The 18,971-nt window shown below is 65.3% G+C and carries 13 protein-coding genes; 8 read left to right on the top strand and 5 right to left on the bottom strand.

Going from position 1 to position 18,971, the window contains the following annotated elements:
* Positions 1–35: 35 nt before the first annotated feature.
* From ACM61V_RS04615 to ACM61V_RS04600, 4 genes are all read right to left on the bottom strand, one after another.
* The gene (locus ACM61V_RS04615) at positions 36–416 is read right to left on the bottom strand and encodes a nuclear transport factor 2 family protein (protein WP_419713849.1); all 381 of its coding nucleotides are present in this window, start codon (positions 414–416) and stop codon (positions 36–38) included.
* Positions 417–497: 81 nt separating this feature from the next.
* Positions 498–812 carry a helix-turn-helix domain-containing protein gene (locus ACM61V_RS04610; RefSeq protein WP_419713848.1) on the bottom strand — a complete coding sequence of 105 codons (315 nt, stop codon included), beginning with the start codon at positions 810–812 and terminating at the stop codon, positions 498–500.
* 581 nt (positions 813–1,393) lie between these two features.
* Positions 1,394–3,412: a 6-hydroxypseudooxynicotine oxidase gene (gene ndpC, locus ACM61V_RS04605; RefSeq protein ID WP_419713847.1), complete on the bottom strand. Its 2,019-nt coding sequence runs from the start codon at positions 3,410–3,412 to the stop codon at positions 1,394–1,396.
* 283 nt (positions 3,413–3,695) lie between these two features.
* Positions 3,696–4,595: a LysR substrate-binding domain-containing protein gene (locus ACM61V_RS04600; protein ID WP_419713846.1), complete on the bottom strand. Its 900-nt coding sequence runs from the start codon at positions 4,593–4,595 to the stop codon at positions 3,696–3,698.
* Between the two features lie 103 nt (positions 4,596–4,698).
* Here ACM61V_RS04600 and ACM61V_RS04595 point away from each other — a divergent pair, with 103 nt between their 5' ends.
* Positions 4,699–5,883 carry an acyl-CoA dehydrogenase gene (locus ACM61V_RS04595; protein WP_419713845.1) on the top strand — a complete coding sequence of 395 codons (1,185 nt, stop codon included), beginning with the start codon at positions 4,699–4,701 and terminating at the stop codon, positions 5,881–5,883.
* Positions 5,880–6,998: a CaiB/BaiF CoA transferase family protein gene (locus tag ACM61V_RS04590; protein WP_419713844.1), complete on the top strand. Its 1,119-nt coding sequence runs from the start codon at positions 5,880–5,882 to the stop codon at positions 6,996–6,998. The genes ACM61V_RS04595 and ACM61V_RS04590 overlap by 4 nt, the downstream gene beginning before the upstream one ends.
* A gap of 1 nt (position 6,999) precedes the next feature.
* On the opposite strand, the gene ACM61V_RS04585 is transcribed toward ACM61V_RS04590, so the two are convergent.
* Positions 7,000–7,131 (bottom strand): hypothetical protein, encoded by a 132-nt coding sequence (locus ACM61V_RS04585; RefSeq protein WP_419713843.1) that lies wholly within the window; start codon positions 7,129–7,131, stop codon positions 7,000–7,002.
* A 65-nt stretch (positions 7,132–7,196) separates the two neighbouring features.
* Here ACM61V_RS04585 and ACM61V_RS04580 point away from each other — a divergent pair, with 65 nt between their 5' ends.
* From ACM61V_RS04580 to ACM61V_RS04555, 6 genes are all read left to right on the top strand, one after another.
* On the top strand, positions 7,197–12,011 hold the full coding sequence (locus ACM61V_RS04580; RefSeq protein WP_419713842.1) for an AAA domain-containing protein: 4,815 nt from the start codon (positions 7,197–7,199) through the stop codon (positions 12,009–12,011).
* On the top strand, positions 12,008–13,363 hold the full coding sequence (locus ACM61V_RS04575; protein WP_419713841.1) for a hypothetical protein: 1,356 nt from the start codon (positions 12,008–12,010) through the stop codon (positions 13,361–13,363). Before ACM61V_RS04580 ends, ACM61V_RS04575 begins: the two co-directional genes overlap by 4 nt.
* Positions 13,364–13,596: 233 nt before the next feature.
* A complete protein-coding gene (locus ACM61V_RS04570; protein ID WP_419713840.1) occupies positions 13,597–13,941 on the top strand; it encodes a hypothetical protein in 345 nt (114 codons plus the stop codon).
* Positions 13,938–15,212: a hypothetical protein gene (locus ACM61V_RS04565; protein ID WP_419713839.1), complete on the top strand. Its 1,275-nt coding sequence runs from the start codon at positions 13,938–13,940 to the stop codon at positions 15,210–15,212. The genes ACM61V_RS04570 and ACM61V_RS04565 overlap by 4 nt, the downstream gene beginning before the upstream one ends.
* A 621-nt stretch (positions 15,213–15,833) precedes the next feature.
* The gene (locus ACM61V_RS04560) at positions 15,834–18,212 is read left to right on the top strand and encodes a TonB-dependent receptor (RefSeq protein ID WP_419713838.1); all 2,379 of its coding nucleotides are present in this window, start codon (positions 15,834–15,836) and stop codon (positions 18,210–18,212) included.
* Positions 18,212–18,952: a sulfite exporter TauE/SafE family protein gene (locus ACM61V_RS04555; RefSeq protein ID WP_419713837.1), complete on the top strand. Its 741-nt coding sequence runs from the start codon at positions 18,212–18,214 to the stop codon at positions 18,950–18,952. Before ACM61V_RS04560 ends, ACM61V_RS04555 begins: the two co-directional genes overlap by 1 nt.
* Positions 18,953–18,971: the final 19 nt, after the last annotated feature.

The raw sequence follows: 18,971 nt of genomic DNA, 5'->3' as shown, positions 1-18,971 counted from the left end.
ACGCGCTCGCGCGGCTGGCTCCAGTCGCCAAGCAGTCACGCTGCCCGGATTGCCAGCGAGTCGGCCTTGCAGAATGCATTCTTCGCAACCAGACGCCCATCCTCGAACCGCAGGATATCGAGACCGTCGGCCGATGTGCGCGAACCATCCGCCGCGGTCATGACCATCGTCCAAGTAACGAGGGCCCGCTGCGTGGCTTCGTCGAGGATCGTCGAATGGACGTCGTAGCCGACGCTGCCCAGCGTCCCATCGAAGATGCTGCGTAGAGACGCCCCGATAGCGTCGACGCCCCTGTGCTCCACGCCATGCGGGTCGATGTAGACGGCATCGGGCGAGAGAAGGCTGAGCATCCGGTCGAAATCACCGTCGTTGAACGTGCTCATGAAGGCTGCGGTGCAGATCGACAATTTCGACATGATCAGGGTCCTTTACGTTTTATTATCGGCACTGGATTGGGGCGAACCGGAGTTTCTTGGCGCCGGGAACGACCTGGGAAGTCAGGTCGGCGGTGCCGCGGAGCGCATGTCCAGGCCGAGCTGCGCGCGGAACGTGCGCGGCGAACAACTCGCCCACCTCTTGAAGGCGTTCCGGAAATTGCTCACCTCGGTATATCCGACGCGGTCGGCGACCTCGCAGATCGTCAAAGACGCGTCGGCAAGGCAACGTCTTGCAAACGCGAACCTCACCTCGGCAAGCGTGTCCGCGTAGGTCGTGCCAAGTTCGCGAAGCCGCCGGCGCAGCGTGCGTCCTGACAATCCGAGTTCGCGCGCGATATCGCTCTCGGGTGCATCGAAGCGGGGACCGGCCAACATGGCCGCCTTGAGCCTCCTTACGAGCGGGGGATCGCCCGGGCAGGCCCCTTTACCGGACAGGACGGACAACGGGCGATCAGCCCGCGCGGACGCGATGCCCGTCCTCCGGCAATCGTCGATCGCGATCCTTCCCTGTGTTTCCCGCCAGGTCGCCCCATAGTGCTCGCCCAACCGTTTCTGACAAACGATGGGACCGTCAGCGAATGTAGGCCTCAGGCCGACCGGCGGTCGGTCGACCGCTGAATGGCAATTAGACGTGGTGCGAAGACACGGAGGAAAAGGTTTTCTCGCTTCCTTCGACGCCATTGCGCGATGCCCTATTCACTGAACCGTAGCGGACAATTCGGAGATCGGACTGCTCCCCTGCCACGGCCTACTGAAAATCCTCCAGCCGCGGACGAGCATCCAAACCCTTCGATCGGCGAACTACCGGACCATATATGGGCTCTAATTATTCATATGAATAATTATGTCAATGCCTGTGAACCGCTACTCGCCGAAATGTCGAATTCTTGCGTTGCGGATCCAGCGCTCACTCCCGATAGCCGTAGCAACGCACCGAGCTCAGTCGGCAATCACTGTTACTCCGCGGTCGCTCCGTAGCGCATGCCGGCCTTGCGGCCGTCGTAAGTAGCCTGGGCGATCTGTCCCGCGCCAAGGCAGTCCCCGATCCTCTCCACCGATCTCAGCAGACCGGCATCGCGCTTCGCGACGAGCTGGTGGTAGAGTTCGTCCTGGGAGAGCTGACCCGTCACTAGTACGACGGTGTCCGCCACGATCTCACCCTGCCGGCCGTCGAGCTGCCGGCTCACCTTTACCGAAGACTTTTCGATGGAGCTGATGGCGGTACCCACCACGATCTCGATCCCGGCCTCGTTCATCGAATTGACGACGTGGACCATCTCCAGCGTATTGTGCGTCCAAGGCGATGGATCGCTCGCGGTGGTAACGTAGGTCACCTTGCAGCCAGCTTGAGCCAGACGATCGGCGATGACGGCGGCCATGTAGTAATAGTCCTCGTCGTAGACCACCACATTGCCCCCTTCAGGCACCCGGTCCCCCAGGATGTCCTCCGGCGTGAGGACGTGGGGCTGATCGTGACCCGGGATCGGCTCGTCGTGGTTTCGGCCTAAGCCCCCGCCGCGCCAACTCGCACCCGTCGCGATGATGACGTGGTCCGCCTCGAAGCCGGCCACGTCTTCGGCACCAAGTCTGCTGTCGAGGTACATGTTGACGTTCGGCATCGTCTGGAGCTGGCCGACCCGATAATCGACTACGCGACCCCAGGCGCTGAGCCGCGGCAGCCTCCGCTCGCGAACGAGCCGGCCACCCCACTCGGTTCCGGCATCGGCAATCGAGACCTGATAGCCCCGTTTGGCAAGCGTGTGGGCGGCCTCTAGGCCTGCAGGACCGCCGCCGACGACCAGAATGGAGGCCTCTTGATCGTGCGCTGCAGGCACATCCTCTGGATGCCAGCCGCTGACGTGCTCCTCGCCCGCAGACGGGTTCTGGGTGCAGCGTATCCGGGACGAGGTCATCACCTCCGCCGTGCAGGCGTTACAGCCGATGCACTCGCGGATGTCATCCTGACGGCCAGCGTCGATCTTGTTTGGCAGGAAAGGATCGGCGATCGAAGGGCGCGCCGCGCCGATCAGATCGAGCACCCCCCGCTTGATCTGGCTCACCATCGCGTCGGGCGAGGTGAAGCGACCCACGCCGACCACGGGCTTATCGGTGACCTTCTTCACGAAGTCGATGAACGGCTCCTGCTGCCCCTCCTCAAAGAAGCGGCTGCTGCCGCTGTCCCAGGCCCAGTCGCTGACGTTCACGTCCCAGAGGTCGGGGACGTCGGCAAGCGCCTCGACGACGCGGCGACCGTCCTCCAGGGCAGTCAGGTTCGTTTGCCGACGTCGGTCCTCGACCGCGAAGCGAACAGCCACCGCGCAGGTGTCGCCGACCGCGTCCTTGACGTCCGACAGGGTCTCGCGGAGCAGTCGGACGCGGTTCTCGAACACGCCACCGTATTCGTCGGTTCGCTTATTAACCCTCGTATCGAGGAAGTCCTGCAGCATCGACAGGTTGTGCGCGCAGTAGACGTATACGATGTCGAACCCGGCCTTCTTGGCGCGGAGCGCGGCGTCACGGTACCAGCGGCGGAAATCAGCGATGTCCTGCCGGTCGATCGTCCGTGCCGCTATCGGGTTGTTGAAATAGTGTGGATACTTAGTAGTTGGCGAGAGCGGGTGTTCGCGGTGGTAAATGGCGGGGCCGGACGCCCCCGCATGGGCCAGTTCGACGCCAGCCAAGGCGCCATGCTCCTTGATCGCTCCCACGACCCGAGACAGCGGCTCAATGTACTTGTCGGAGTACATGCGCGGATCCGGGAGCGGCGCGTGATCGGACGTCTCGTGGATCATTGTCTCCTCGAGACACACGACGCCCCAGCCACCCTCAGCCCTCGCTTTGCGGAAGGCGATCATCTCCTCGAGCGCGGTCATCCCCATCGCTGTCGCGTGCGGGACCACGTAGAAGCGGTTCTTCGTCCTGACCGGACCGATCTGCACGGGTTCGAAGAGAATGTCGTAACGAGAGTCGCGCATGTAATGCTCCGTCGACGGACCGTCTGGAAACGACCCGCTACAAATGTCGCTGCGGCCATGCCCGCCGATGTCGGGTGGTGCGTCGACACCCTACAACGGTGCATGCAATTCCCCGTATGGAAAGCGGCCAAAAAGTCCCTAAGACGCAAGGCGAGTTGCTACCGCTCTGCTCGCTTGCGAAGCACCGACGTGACCTGAACGCCCACGCGCCGGCCTCGGACAATCGCCCCAGTTCGATTGCGAGGACGGATTAAGACCGGGCATATTCTACAGTGTTAAGGGTCTAACGGCGCCGAAGGTGTCGCTGCACAGCAGCGACGACCCCGTCAATAACTGACGGAGAGCCTGTATTGCGCCATGCGAGCGCAAGGGCGACTTGGTCCTCAAATCCTGCAATTTCGCGATAAACAACGTCGGGGAACCCCAACGCACCGAGCGACCGCGGCGCCAAGACAATACCATACCCACCGGCAGCAAGGGAAAGAGCGGTAACGAAGTCCGCAGTCCGCTGAACATCCTGCAACACGAATTCACCTTCTCGTGCCAGGTGATCCAGATGTTCAACAAGACCGAAACTCTCGTCGAAATGTGGCATTATGAACCGCTGTCCGGCCAGATCAGCCGGGAAAATAGTCACCATATTCGCTAGCGGATCGGTTGCCGCGAGCGCGAGCATCAGCGGCTCTTCGTGAACCCGCTGCGCTGCGATCGGCGATGCATAGGCTGGTCGCGATCGAACCAAGCCCATGTCGATCCGGCCGTCCGCGATTGCGAGCAGTTGCTCTGGTGTCTCCATTTGCACCGGTCGGACGGAAAGTAAGGGAAACTGATCATGGAGTGCTTGGAGCATTCGCGGCAATACACCGCACATCGCAGCTGAGAAAACATAGCCGATATGCAACGGGCCTGCCTGCCCCCGTCCGGCAAGCCTGCCGATCCGCTCTGCCCGGTCAAGCCTGGCAAGCGTCGCCCGCGCTTCCTCGAGAAACGTCTCACCTGCTTTGGTCAGTCGCACCGACGCACGACCGCCACGCTCGAGAAGCGAGGTGCCCAAACTATCTTCGAGACGGCGGATGGCTACGCTGATTACGGATTGCGCTACATTCAGCTTTTCGGCTGTGCGTCCGAAGTGGAGAATCTCAGCTAAAGTGGCGAAATACAAGAGTGAACGGCTGTCCAGCATACGTCAATATATTCGTGATTTGCGATCGAATACACCGAATTTTGCCGTTGAAGCGATTGGACGTCCCACGCAAAACCCGTCGCTCAGTGAGCGGGAGACGGTGATGGCCGGCATGGCACCTTTCGACTGGGCGGACCCGTTCCTGCTTGAGGATCAGCTGACCGAAGACGAGCGGATGGTGCGCGACACCGCGCGCGCATATGCCCAGGACAAGCTGGCGCCGCGGATCATCGATGCGTTCCAGCACGAGACGACCGACCCCGCGATCTTCCGCGAGATGGGCGAGCTCGGGCTGCTCGGCCCGACCATTCCGGAAGAATATGGCGGGGTCGGCGCGAGCTATGTTGCCTATGGCCTGGTCGCGCGTGAGGTCGAGCGGATCGACAGCGGTTATCGCTCGATGATGTCGGTACAGTCCAGCCTCGTGATGTACCCGATTTTCGCTTATGGGTCGGAAGAGCAGCGGCGGAAGTATCTCCCCAAGCTGGCGAGCGGGGAGTTCATCGGCTGCTTCGGGCTGACCGAGCCTGACGCCGGCTCAGACCCCGGCGGGATGACGACGCGGGCGACCAAGACCGCCAACGGCTATTCGATCTCGGGCGCCAAGACGTGGATCTCGAACAGCCCGATCGCCGACGTGTTCGTGATCTGGGCCAAGTCCGATGCGCATGGCGGCGGCATTCGCGGGTTCGTGCTCGAAAAGGGCATGAAGGGGCTCGAGACGCCGAAGATCGAGGGCAAGCTTTCACTGCGCGCGTCGATCACCGGCATGGTCCTGATGGACGAGGTCGAGGTCGGCGAGGACGCGCTGCTGCCCGACGTGCAGGGGCTCAAGGGCCCATTCGGTTGCCTCAACCGGGCGCGCTACGGGATCAGTTGGGGCAGCATGGGCGCCGCCGAGTTCTGCCTGCACGCCGCCCGGCAATACGGGCTCGACCGCAAGCAGTTCGGTGTGCCGCTGGCCAGCAAGCAGCTCTACCAGAAGAAGCTCGCCGACATGGAGACCGAGATCGCGCTCGGGTTGCAGGCGTCACTTCGCGTCGGTCGGTTGATGGACGAGGGCAAGTTCGCGCCGGAGATGATCTCGATCGTCAAGCGCAACAATGTCGGGAAAGCGCTGACCATCGCCCGCGATGCCCGCGACATGCACGGGGGCAACGGCATCAGCGGCGAATATCAGGTGATGCGCCATGCGATGAACCTGGAGACGGTCAACACCTATGAGGGCGCGCACGACGTCCATGCACTCATCCTCGGGCGCGCCATCACCGGGATCGCGGCGTTTTGACCAAGCCCGCCCCCCTCGCCGGCCTCAAAGTGCTCGAGCTCGCGCGGATCCTGGCGGGGCCGTGGGCGGGGCAAGTGCTGGCCGATCTCGGCGCGGAGGTGACCAAGGTCGAAAGCCCGGCGGGCGACGATACGCGGACCTGGGGTCCGCCGTTCCTCGAGAATTCGGACGGGACCCGGGACGCGGCCTATTATCATGCCTGCAACCGCGGGAAGTCGTCGGTGGTGCTCGACTTCACCACGCCCGAAGGACAGGCCGAGGTCCGGCGTCTTGCTGCCGACAGCGACGTGCTGATCGAGAACTTCAAGGTCGGCGGCCTCGCCAAATACGGTCTCGATTACGCCAGCCTGTCGGCGCTGAACCCGCGGCTGATCTATTGCTCGATTACCGGCTTCGGGCAGGACGGCCCCTACGCCTCACGCCCCGGCTACGACTTCGTCATCCAGGGCATGAGCGGGATGATGGACCTGACCGGCGAGCCCGACGGCGCGCCGCAGAAGATCGGCGTGGCAATGGCCGATATCGCGACCGGGCTCTATGCCGTGATCGGCATCCAGGCCGCGCTGATCCAGCGCGAGAAGACCGGGCGCGGCCAGCAGATCGACATGGCGCTGCTCGATACGATGACCGGGGTGCTGGCGAAACAGGCGGCGAATTATTTCGCGAGCGGCGTCAACCCGCCGCGGGTCGGCAACGCGCACATGAACGTCTCGCCCTATGCAGTGTTTCCGACGTGCGACGGCTGGTTCATCCTGGCGGTCGGCAACGACGCGCAGTTCCAGCGCTTCTGCGGCGTCGTCGGAATCGCGCCCGATGAGCGCTGGGTGACCAACGCCGGGCGGATCGTCCACCGCGAGCCGCTGTTCGCGGCAATTCGGTCGGCGACGCAAATTTTCGCACGCGACGATCTGCTGGCGAAACTTGAAGCAGTCGGCGTGCCGGTCGGGCCGATCAACACCGTCGAACAGGCGTTCAACGACCCGCAGGTGCGAGCACGCGGCATGGTGATCAAGGGCGAGCGGCTCGATGGTCTGCGGACCCCGATCCGCTTCTCCAACGCTGACCTGGTGCTCGACCGAACCGCCCCGCGACTGGGGGAGGTCCAAAGACGCTAAGCTAGGTGGCGTACGGCTTGCGTAGTTTCGCCTTCCGCACCTCGCCCATCGCGCTACGCGGCAACGGATCGACGGCGATAATACGCTTCGACGGTTCGAACCGCACCACGCCACCATCGAGAGCAACGATCATGGCGGTCCCAAATATCCGTTCTGGATCAATTCGATCGACCGCGACCAGCCTCGGACACGATTGACGTGGGCGCGTGCTGGCTCGATGACGGGCTGGTCGGCGACGGGGCGCTGCACGGGGGAAAAACAGCCATGGCCTGCAAGGTGCGCTACCTCAGTAGCGCTGGGATCCAGCATCGCGAGATAAAGGGGCTGGATGCCCTGGCCGACGCGCTGCCCATCAACTGGCTGGTCTATGCGTCACTGAACGCATTTCCACGCAACGGCTCGCCGATCGAGATCGACGTCATCGCGGTGATGGATGACCGGATCGTGCTCCTCGAACTCAAGGACTGGAACGGCAAGCTGACCTCGAACGGGGACAACTGGATGCTGGGCCGCTCGAAGCGCGGACGATCGGCCGTCGCGCTCGGCAACGACAAGGCCAAGAAGGTCAAGGGGATGATCCGCGACCAGATCCCGCAGCTCGGTGGCGTCTACGTCGATTCCCGCGTCGTCCTCACCGGAACCGCCACCCGCGAGTTCCTGCCGGCATCAGAACAGCCATACGTGCTAACGCTCGACGAGGCTCGACTGCTCGGCGACCCGAAGGAGCGGAATAGGCTGCTCGGTCGCGTGAACCTGTCGAAGGCCCGCCCGAACATGTTCGTCAAGGACTTCGAGCGATTGTTCGGGAACGCGTCCTACTTCCAGCCGCTCAAGATGGATTGGGACGGCTACGGCGTAACGGACGAGGACTTCTACGTGCACCGCGGCGACGTCTGGCGGGAGCATCGCGCGCACCGGAACCGTCAGGAGCGCGTTAAGGCGCTACTGCGGCTATGGCGCTTCGACCGCCTGCCGGCCGGACTAAACGATCCGGACGGACGGCGGCTCATCGCGGAGCGCGAGACGGGCGTCCGCGCCTATCTCGGCGAGCAGGGCAGTTGGATGGCCGACAGGGGCATGCTGACGGAAGTCGGTTCCCAACCGGACGAGATCCTCACGCAGCACCACCAGCTTCTCTCCGTGCCGACCGGATGGACCACGCTCCGACGATATCTGGCAACCTACGGTGAGGAGCTTACCGGCGAGCAACGCATCGACATCGCGCACACCTTGGCGTCGATGGTGGCCGAACTCCACGCCCACGGCGTCGCGCACCGCGACATCGGCGGCGACTGCGTCTGGCTGGGCGCACCGACCAGCATGTCGCTCACCGGGTTCTTCTCCGCGCGGACCCCAGAGGAGAGGTCGGTCGCCGAGTTCCTGGAGGTGCTGGCGACCTACGCGGATCCGGAACCGGACTGGGACGGCGTCGCGTGCACGGCGACGGAGCGCGACGTCCGCAGCCTGGGCCTCTTCATGAAGGAGCTCGCCGAGCTTGGCGGCGACGCGACTTCCCTCCCTCAGGGATGGGACGAGGTGGCGGATCGGGCGATGGCCGCCCCTGGCGAGCGATACGCGGACGCCCGCCTGCTCGCCGAGGCGCTGGGCGAGTTGCGGACGCCTTCCGGGCCGCTCGTCGACCAGTCGCGCTTAGACGACTTCGAGACCCGCGACATCCCGTATGCGGCGTTCCCGCCCGCCGACACGCCCATCACAGGCTCCCGCTCCACCCACTACAGCAGCGGCACGGGCCCGGACGTGCGCTTCGTGAAGGTTTGGAACGGCGTCCTGCGCGGCGACGCACGTCGCGACCACTCGCTGCTTGCCCTTCTCGAGACAGCTGCGTCGCTGCATTCGGTTCCCGCGCGCGGCGTTGCCCGCGTCGTCGCAAGCGGCCTCTCCCCGGTCGGCCCGTACGTCGTCACGGACTTCGTCAAAGGCGCGACCCTCGACAAGGCCCGTCCGACCGACCTGGACGCCATACTGCGGCTGACAGCCGAGCTCGCCTCAGTCGTCGCCGGCCTGCATTCCAGGGAACTCGCGCACGGCGACCTGCATCCGGGCAACGTCCTCGTCGGCGAAGACGGCGCGGTGACGCTCATCGATATGCTGGATCTCGCTCCCCTCGGCCAAGGCCGGGTGCGTAGCCCGGCCTGGGCGCCGGCCGACCACGAGCGCAGGTCGGATCAGGAGATCGACCGGTTCGCGGTCTGCCGTATGGTGGCCACGCTGGCGGGCGCAGGCACGGACCCGGCACTCGCGACGATCACGGCGGTCGCCGAAGCCGAGATGGAGCGGCCGGTGATCGAGACGCTCGACGTGCTCGAAGAGGCCATCGAGGTCGAACGCCGCCGCCTCCTAGCCCCGCCGGCCCAGATCTTCCGGGTCAGCCTCCCGACGCTTCCGGACGCGGTGATCGAAGCCGACGACGGGCATCTGTGGGTCAGGAGCTACCGCGTCGCGCCCGCAACCGAGTCGTTCTTCATCACCGGTCTGAACTCGAGGCTGTTCGTCCGCACGAGGGACGGTCAGGTCGATGCGGTCGAATTGACGGAGGCGCGCCTCCAGGAAATCGCGCAGGGCGCGCGTATCGAGATGCGGGTCAGCGTCGCACGAGGGACCGAGGGTGGCTTCGGCGAACTTGTCCGGTTCCTCCGCGACGCAGTCGCGCCCGAAGAGTCCCAACCGGCGCAACCGGCAGCGGAACCCGAACTCGCAGACGACAGCTGGGACCCATCCGACGAAGACGCCGGGATGGTCGGAGACGAGACTGCCGCCCTCCCCGTCTCGTCCCCACTCGGCACGCTCGACGTCGCCAGGCTATGGCAGCGTGCCGCGGAAATCGAGGAGGACTCGGTGCTCACAGTAAGGCTGGACACGCGCCTCGCGGACCTCGGGGGTGCCGCCGTCTTCCGTTACGAGACGCCGCGGCCACTGGAGTTCGAGGACGAGGACATCGTCGAGGTGCGGCTCGCGCCTGGCGTCCAGGGTCGCCGCCTGGGCAAACTTGACGTGGCGCGCTGCGACGGCAGCCAGATCGCGATCCGCGACCTCCGCGGCCCCATCGCCGGCGGTGGCGAGCACGTCGCGCTGATAGATCGCCGCGACCGCGTGTCGAAGGAGCGACGCCGCCGCGCGGTCGACCGCGTGACTGCGAGACGGTCGGTCATACCCGACCTGATCGACTACTTCGATCCGCAGTTCGAGGCGCCGGAGGAAACTTACGACCTATCCGCGCTCGACGAGGATCTGCGGGCATACGGGTTGAACGAGGGGCAGAGGAAGGCCTTCGCGCACTTCCTCGCCAGCGGACCGGTGGGGCTTTTGCAGGGGCCGCCCGGCTCCGGCAAGACGCGCTTCATCGCCTCCTTCGTCCACTGGCTGCTCACCGAGGGCGGCGCCCGACGCGTGTTGGTCGCCAGCCAGTCCCACGAGGCGGTGAACAACGTCCTGGAGGAACTGCTCAGGACATACCGCGCGCATGGTGGCCACGCCGACCTTCTCCGTGTGGGATCCCGCGGCGCGACAGAGCGCGTGCGCCCCTTCCAGGCGATGTCGCTGCGCGAGCGCTACCGCGTCCGTTTCGAGAACGGGTTGAAGTCGCGCGTCGCGCACGCCGCGGGCGCCGCGGGCATTCCGCGCGCCTTCATCTACGACGTCGTCGGCGTCGACCAGCGCCTGGGCACCCTCCAGCGAGCGCTCGAGTTGGCGCGCAAGGCGGCCGAGGGCGACATGGGCCGCGACGAACGCCGCAAGTCCGACACCAGGCTGCGCTCGCTGCACCGCTCGTTCGCCGCGAACGCGACCGAAGTCCTGCAGCGACCGATCGACGAGACCCAGTGCGAGGCGGACGGCGCGGCCGCCCTCGTCGAAGAGGCCTACGCGACCACGCTGGCAGCACATCCGAAATGCAGTGTGGGCGACCTTGCCACCGCCCGGCGCCTCCTGGCGCTCGCCCACGAATGGAAGGACACGCTCGGCGCCGGCCATCGGAACTTCGACGAGTTCCTCGCAAAAACCAGGCGGGTCGTAGCCGGCACCTGCGTCGGCCTGGGCCAGTCCCAGATCCGACTGGAGGGCGCAGCCTTCGACTGGGTGATCGTCGACGAGGCCGCGCGGTGCACCAGCGGCGAACTCGCGGTACCGCTGCAGCTCGGCAGCCGCGTCGTGCTGGTCGGAGACCAGAGGCAGCTCAGGCCGATGGTCGAACGCGCCGTCCAGTCCGGGCTGCGTGAGGAATTCGACCGCGTCCCGCGCGCCGACCTGGAGCGCTCCGACTTCGAGCGCGCCTTCGCATCATCATACGGTCAGCGGAACGCGATGGTGCTCGACGAGCAGTACCGCATGACGCCCGTAATCAGCGACATGGTCTCCAGCATCTTCTACGCGCCGCACGGGGTGACGCTGCGTCCGTCCAAAGACCGCAAGCCAGACCTCGCCTTCGCTGAACTCCCCGCCGACATCGCCGAATCGGTCGTGTGGTACGACACCTCGCAATCGGACGCCGCCGGCGAGAGGCAACGGAACGGCGGCCGCGACATCTGGAACGACGCCGAGATCGAGGCCGTGCTCGCGATCCTCCAGCGCTACGCGCGCGAACCCGAGTTGGTGGAGGAGCTATCCCGTCGGGCCGATCCCGCCATCGGCGTCATCTGCATGTACAGCGAGCAGAAGCGCAGGATCGAGCGGGAATGGTCCCAGCGGCCGTTTCCCGAGGCGTTCCGCCGTCTCGTGACGATCGACACCGTGGACGCCTACCAAGGCAAGGAGAACGCAGTGGTGATCCTGTCGCTCGTCCGCGCCAACCAGGAGTTCGTGTCCGGCCACGTCGGCCGCGAGAACCGGTGCAACGTCGCGATCTCCCGTGCGAAGGAGCGCCTGTACATCGTCGGCAGCACGCGGATGTGGGGCAGCCCACGCAGCCGCTCGCCGATGCACCAGGTCCTCGCCCACGTCCGGGACCTAAAGGAGGGTTCGGGCAGGGTGCGGCCCGCTTCGGAGATCGACCGATGACCGAACGCCTGCTGATCGACGCGGTCGACTTCCAGATCGCCTGCCGCCGGTTCACGATCCGGGCCACCGTCACCCGCGATCGCCAACTCGGCGTGGTCGACGAATACGTCCTACGGCTGCTGGCCGTCCTGGACCGAATGTCGGTCAGTCGCCTCAGAGCCTGGTTCGGCTTCTCCGAGGCCGAGATGGAAACCGTGCTGCTCGACTTGGGCGAACGACGGTCATGGATCGAGTTCGACGGCGACGAAGTCTTGCTCGCCCCCGCCGGACGCGAGCTGTTTCGGTCGGTCGGGTCAGACGGCGTCCCCCACATCGTGGAGGTGGCGCCGCTGATCGGGGACGTGTGGTTCGATCTCGTCAGCCGTAGCATGGTGCCGCGCTCACGCGCACGAAACACCGATTATCTGGTCAGGCTCCGCGAGCAGCCCAGCGCGCGGGAACTCCCTGAAGCCTTCGCCAGAGAGGCCTTCGAGGAGAACTTCAGGGACTATGCGCGGAGGATCAGACGGTTCCCTGACGCGGACGCGGTGAACCTCTATTCGATCTCGGACATCCACGGAGGATCATACGGCTATCAGGTTCTGCCCGCCGCCCTGGCGCTCGACCTCGACAAGCTCGTCGTTCGGCCGACATTCCCCGACCTGGAGGATGGCGCCGGGGGATTCCAAAAGCTGACGGTCGCGGCGAACGACGCATGGCAGGGTCTCTCGGTCCCGGACGCCGCGCCGACGACGGCCGCAGAGTTCGAGAGGATGACGGGCGAGACCAAGCTCGCAGACGTGATCCGGTCCCCGGCTTCGCAGGAAGCCTGGCGAGCCGCCCTGCAACCCGATCCCGTATCCGGCTTCAAGCCCACCATCGGCGCCACCTACCTTCCCGAGAACGCCTCGCCGTTCATCGACACGGTGGGTGACGGCGACCTGCCTCAGGGAACGATCGAGATCGTCTGGCTGCGGCCGAGCGGCAGTGCCTGGGGACGGACCCTCAAGGTCGCGGAGACCCTCCACGGGCTCCGCGAGGCGCTGCGCAACTCCGGCGTCGATACCGTGGCCACGACGATCGCCATGCCCCGGTCGACGCACAAGAGCATCCGTGCCAGCCACAGGCGCCTCTTCGAGCGGGGAGCGCTGCTTCCCCAAGGCCGCCTGCCCGCAAATATGGAAATCCTCTTGGTGACCGGCGTCGCCGCGTTCGTGAACGTGCATGTCCCCCTGAGCGGCCACGGCGTGCCCGTCGGAGGAATCGTGACTGACCCGAAAAGACTGGCAAGGATCGCCGACAGGCTCAATCCCTCGCCAGAAGAGGGTGCGGAGGCGCTTTGGACGGATGCGCCGGCGCATCCCGCCGGCTGATCCATCCGCCGCCGGCCGGAGCTGTGGTCCGCATCTGATCCAATCCTAGAGGGGGCACGGTCGCGCGCAAGCTCGCGCCCGCCGGATGATCAGGCCGTGCTCAACGGTCGCCGAGATGGACGTATGCCTGGGACCAACTCGGACCAAGTCCGGCTTGCCCGCCGCGCAGCCGCGGGTTAATTCCATCGCGGGTCCGGAATCACTGCTCCGAACCACGCTGGGGGGCGATCATCATGCAATACGGCATCATTCCTTCCGGGCAGGCAGGAGAGGCCTTGCTCCGCATCTGCCGCACGTCGGGTCGGGACGACTTCCCCGACGGTGTCAGGCTTGACCCCGGCAACTACGAGACGAGCTGGTCAGCCAACCAGTGTGTGCGGGGACGAACCCTGCCGATCGTGAACGTCGCCTCTCCCGAAGACGACATCGGGGTGGTTTTCCGCAACGACGCCGCGGACTTCGCGGCATATGAGCGCGGACCGGACAGGCAGGGCCGCAACACACTCCTGCTTGGCGCCGTCGCGGCAGCCCTGGTCGGCGGTCTGGTGGCCGCCCTGACGATCGGTCGCCGCAAGTGACGCGGCGGTCCGTCGCGATCACGCTCGCCGCCCTTTCGCTCGCCGCCTGCGCCCATCCCGAGGACCGGCGCTGGACGTCGGTGTCGGAACTGCCCGCGGCCAGCCTGCCCCCAGGCGAGGTGCCGCAGGTCCGGGTGTACTCATTCACGCCGCCCAAGCCGGACGCGCCGAAATCGACCATCCGCGACTTCTCCGACCGGGGTCAGGCGGCGATCATCGACTCGCTGGCGGCCAAGTCGGCCGATCCCGACGCCTTCAGAAAGCAGCTGGCCACACCGCTCAAGGCCCCATCCGGTGGCGGTGCCGACGACCGCACCAAGCTCGCTCGCATCCTCGTGGTCTCGATCAGCAAGGGTCCCGACAGCCGGCCCGGCGACCGCCTGGTGCGCACCATCGTGACGATCACGCCGAAGAGGAACGGCCCCCGCTCGACCTTCGAGTTCGCCGGCTACACGGTCGCCGCGACCGATACGAAGGTGCAGAGCATCGCCCACCTCGAGGACGTCACCGACCTGTCGCTCACCGCCTCGCTCGCCCCGACGATCAAGGGGTTCGGCGACAACAGCGTTGGCGGCACCGCATCCAACAAGCGCACCACCTCGGCGGACATCATCTCGCAGTACGAGAACCTCAACGTCGACATAACGCCGGACAGCCTTGTGCTGACGCGCGAGAGCGAGCGTGGACTGGACGTCGTCGGCAACACGCTGGTTTCTCTGACGCTCGCGCCGACCACCGGCACCGACCCGTTGCAGGACTTCGTCGTATCCTCCCAGAAGCTGTTCGAGGCCGGGAAGCCGCTGACACCGGAAAAGGCGACGTTCGCGATCTCGCCGCTGAGCACGTTCGCCCGCGCGGACCTCGTAGCGACCGTCACGCTACGCTACGTTCTCCGGCGGATCGTCTCCGGCCGCGAGTTCTACACGGAGGGCAAGCAGGGCGTCCAGCTGGTGACCGGCAACGCACCCGGCGTTTCCGAAGGAGTCCTCGTGCGCTCGGTCGATGCGCAACCGCTCCTCTACATGGTCTGCATCAAGGCCCGGAACCACCAGCCGGTCATGGCCGTCACCGTTGACGGCCGCGCGCGCAACGTTCTCTACGACGATGCCGATGGTGCCAGAGCGATGGCAACCTGGCTCAGCGGACGCTCCGTGACGGCCATCGGCGGCGAAGGCGTGACGCTCGGACTGGGCAGGACGATACCGCTCCCGGCGGGCGCAACATACTATCCCATGCCGCTGTCCGGCGGATGCAATCCCCTGGGCTCGTGACCGCAACTTGACAGGTCTGAGTTGCCCTACCCCGACGTGAGGCCGCGTCCCCGATCGCGGGTTTAAGACGTCTAGGTTCCCGATGGTCATGTCCGGCACCGGTTGGGGTGTCGGTGCGCCCGCGATAGGCCCTGTGAACGGAACCGGCCGCTACCCCCCTGCTCGTGCCGTTCGCGTAACCTTGTGTGATTTCCGAAGTTAGCACGCCCTATAGGTGGTCGCCCCGTGACGCCTTCTCGATGCCGGCGCGACCGTAGCTATAATTTCTCCCCGTCCTCGCAGTATGGAAGCCTTGCAGGCCTTCATCCAGACGACGTGATCGACCTCAAGCCGGCACACTCGATCGTTGGGTACGTCGGCTAGCTGGGCTCATGCCGATGCTCCATGATGACGGTGACGGCAAGGGAGCGACAACAGCACATCTTCTCGTTCGCCACGAACGGCCTCACTAGGAGGGAAGTCAGTCGACGGCCGCAACGTCAGTCATGGCCAGATGGGCCGACGTCTGCCCAGTCGCTCCCCCCGTGACAAACTGGCGAACAAACGACCGGACAATGACGGCTTGCAAGTAATGTATCCCAGCGGATACAATACAAGCTGATTCAAGGTGGGGGGTCCCTAATGATAAGAAAACTTTTGATGGCTGCGGCTGTGGGTCTGACCTACGCCGCACCGGCCAAGGCGCAAGAACTTGACGCCCTCGTTGCAGGCGAGTCGGTGGACGACTCCGGCACCAAGGTTCCAGTCATCGTGGTGACGGCGCGACGACGGGCGGAGGACGCGCAGCGGATTCCTGGATCACTGTCGGTAGTGGACGGCTCGCTGCTCGACCGCAGCTACTCGGTCAACGTCCAGAACCTCACAACGCTGATCCCCTCGCTCAACTACTCCTCTGCCAACCCCCGAAACACCGCCTTCACGATTCGTGGCTTGGGTTCCAGCGTGGTCGCAGTCAGCCAATCGAACGACGGTCTCGAGCCCGGGGTCGGCTTCTACGTCGACCATGTCTATCACGCACGTCCCGCTACCGCCGCGTTCGACTTCGCTGACGTTGAGCGGGTCGAGGAGCTGCGCGGTCCCCAAGGAACGCTGTTCGGTAAGAACACGACGGCCGGGGCCATCAACATCACCAGCCGCGCGCCAACGTTCACAACCGAGGGGTTCGCCGAGCTCAGCTATGGCAGCTTCAACTTCGTGCAGGCTAAAGCGTGGATCTCCGGACCGATCTCGGACGAAATAGCGTTCCGGCTGTCCGGGGTATCGACCAGGCGCGATGGCGTGATCGCCAACGTCCGGGACGGTCGGGACCACAATCAGATCGGGACCCAGGCCATCAGGGGCCAGCTCCTGCTGAAGCCCGATGACCGTTTGCAGATGCGGATTATCGCCGACTTCACTAACTTCAAGGCAGACTGCTGCGCCCAGGTCTTTCTGCGCGCAGGCGCAAGCCTCCGCGCGGCGTCGCGTCAGTTCGCCGGTCCGCTCGGGCTCGCCGCCCAGTTCGGCTACGCTCCTCCCTCCGCTAACCCCTACGACCGCTTGACCGACATCGACGGACCGTTGGCAGTGGACACCAACGAGGGTGGGGTGGAAGCGATCACCGATTGGAACTTGGGCGGGGCGACGATCACGAGCGTCACCGCCTGGCGGTTCTGGAACTGGGACGCCGAGAACGATCGAGACTACACCGGCATTCCCATCCAGCTGTCGCAGCATATCCCTTCGCGGCAGGACCAGTACAGCCAGGAAGTCCGCATCGCCTCCGCAGGCGAGGGACCGTTCAGTTACGTTGCCGGCCTCTATGCGTTTCGTCAGCGCATCACTGGTCGGCCAGTTTCGATATATGGCCCCGCCGCCGCCCGCTATCTCATCGGCACGACCACCGGCGCGGCCAGCACGCCAGTCCCCTCAACCCTGCTCGACGGCTACGGCCAGGACGGTAGGACCGACTTTCGCACCCGCAGCTACGCTGCTTTCGCGGAGCTGAACTACCGTGTTCTGGACGCCGTGACCTTCACGGGCGGGCTCCGCTACACGCAGGAGAGCAAGTCGGGCTCGTATCCCACCTTTGTGTTCGGTGGGTTGCCGACCACAAGCACCGCGCTCGTCAACGCAAAGCTGTCGGTACTGCGGCCCCAGTCCTACGTTGCAGAGGACCGCGACGGTAGCCTGTCGGGCCGAGCCAGTATCGCCTGGCAGGTGTCGGACGACGTGCTTGCCTACGTGAGCTACGCACGCGGGTTCAAGTCGGGCGGCATCAACATGTCAGGCCTTCCGCTGGACAACAACAACCTGCCGGCGCTCGCGACGGCGGTGGTCCGTCCGGAGCGCAACACGAATTGGGAGGGGGGCCTTAAGACCACTTTGTTCGACCGCCGGGTCGTGTTCAACGTCGACGCCTACTTCACCAGTGTCCGTGATTTTCAGGCTACGGTAGTCGATAGCAGCCAGACGGTAGCTCTCCGCGGCTACCTGTCGAACATTCCACGGGTCACAGTGAAGGGCGTCGAGGCCGACGCGACCGTGCGAGCCGCACGCGGGCTGACGCTGCGAGCAGGGCTGGCCTATGCCGACGGTCGCTACTCGTCCTACCCCGCCGGGCCGTGCCCACTTGAGGTCCAGACCGCAGCCACCACCGCCTGTGACCTGACAGGTCAGCGCCTCGCGTCGTTGCCCCGCTGGTCGCTCACGGGTGGGCTTGACTATGCGTTGCAGGTCGGCGCCGGAAAGGTCTTTGTCCACGCCGACGCCGCGTTCCGCAGCGGCTTCAACGGGGATCCGAGCCTTTCCCGCTACACATACATCGAGGGATATGCCCTGACGAACGCCAACATAGGCTACCGCTTCGCGGACGGAATGGAGTTGGCGGTCTTCGCCCGGAACCTCTTCAATGCCGACTACATACAGAACCTCACCATCCAGGCTGGCAATTCTGGCCTTATCCTCGGTAACCCCAGTGATCCGCGCACCGTTGGCGTGACGTTGCGGTTGAAACGGTAATGACGGGTGTAGAGGTCGCGGCGCTGACCACCCTTGTGGCCGTAGCCGCGGCGCTCTACTCAAGTGTCGGGCACGGCGGCGCATCCGCCTATCTGGCCGCAATGGCCCTGTTCGCGGTACCCGTTGCGTCGATGCGACCGACGGCCCTGACGCTCAATCTGGTTGTCGCAGGACTGGCCTCTTTCAGGTATCTTCGGGCCGGCCAGTTCAACTTCCGCCTGTTTCTGGCGCTTATCCTGGGGGCGGCCCCAATGGCCTATCTCGGTGGGCGGCTGGCGCTGGATGCCTCAATCTATCGCGTACTTGTCGGGCTGACGCTCTGGGTCGCCGCAACTCGCCTGCTGTGGCGACCGGCGATTCCCGATCTGGCCAAGGTCCGGATGCCCTCCTGGTGGGTAGCCACACCGACCGGCGCGGCGACGGGGCTCCTCGCGGGGCTGGCCGGCACGGGCGGCGGAATCTTCCTCAGCCCCGTCATGCTCTTCCTGCAGTGGGAGCAGGTCCGGCGCATCTCGGGAATCGCGGCGGTCTTCATCCTCGTAAACTCGGCGGCGGGTCTCGCGGGGAGCCTGTCCGACCTGCGTGAACTGCCGCCCATCTTGCCTGCGCTGGTGGTGGCGGTAGTCATCGGTGCTGTGGTCGGCACGTGGCTGGGTGTCGAGCGTCTTCCCCGGCGACATGTCGAACGATCCCTCGCAATCGTCCTAGTCGTCGCCGGGATCAAACTGGTCTTCTCGTGACGACCGCGAGAATGGCGAA

Origin of the sequence: Sphingomonas sp. TX0543 (genome assembly GCF_048565505.1) — a bacterium.
Classification (GTDB): domain Bacteria; phylum Pseudomonadota; class Alphaproteobacteria; order Sphingomonadales; family Sphingomonadaceae; genus Sphingomonas.
Note: the sequence above shows the minus strand (reverse complement) of the source record. Positions and strands in the feature narration are given on the sequence as shown.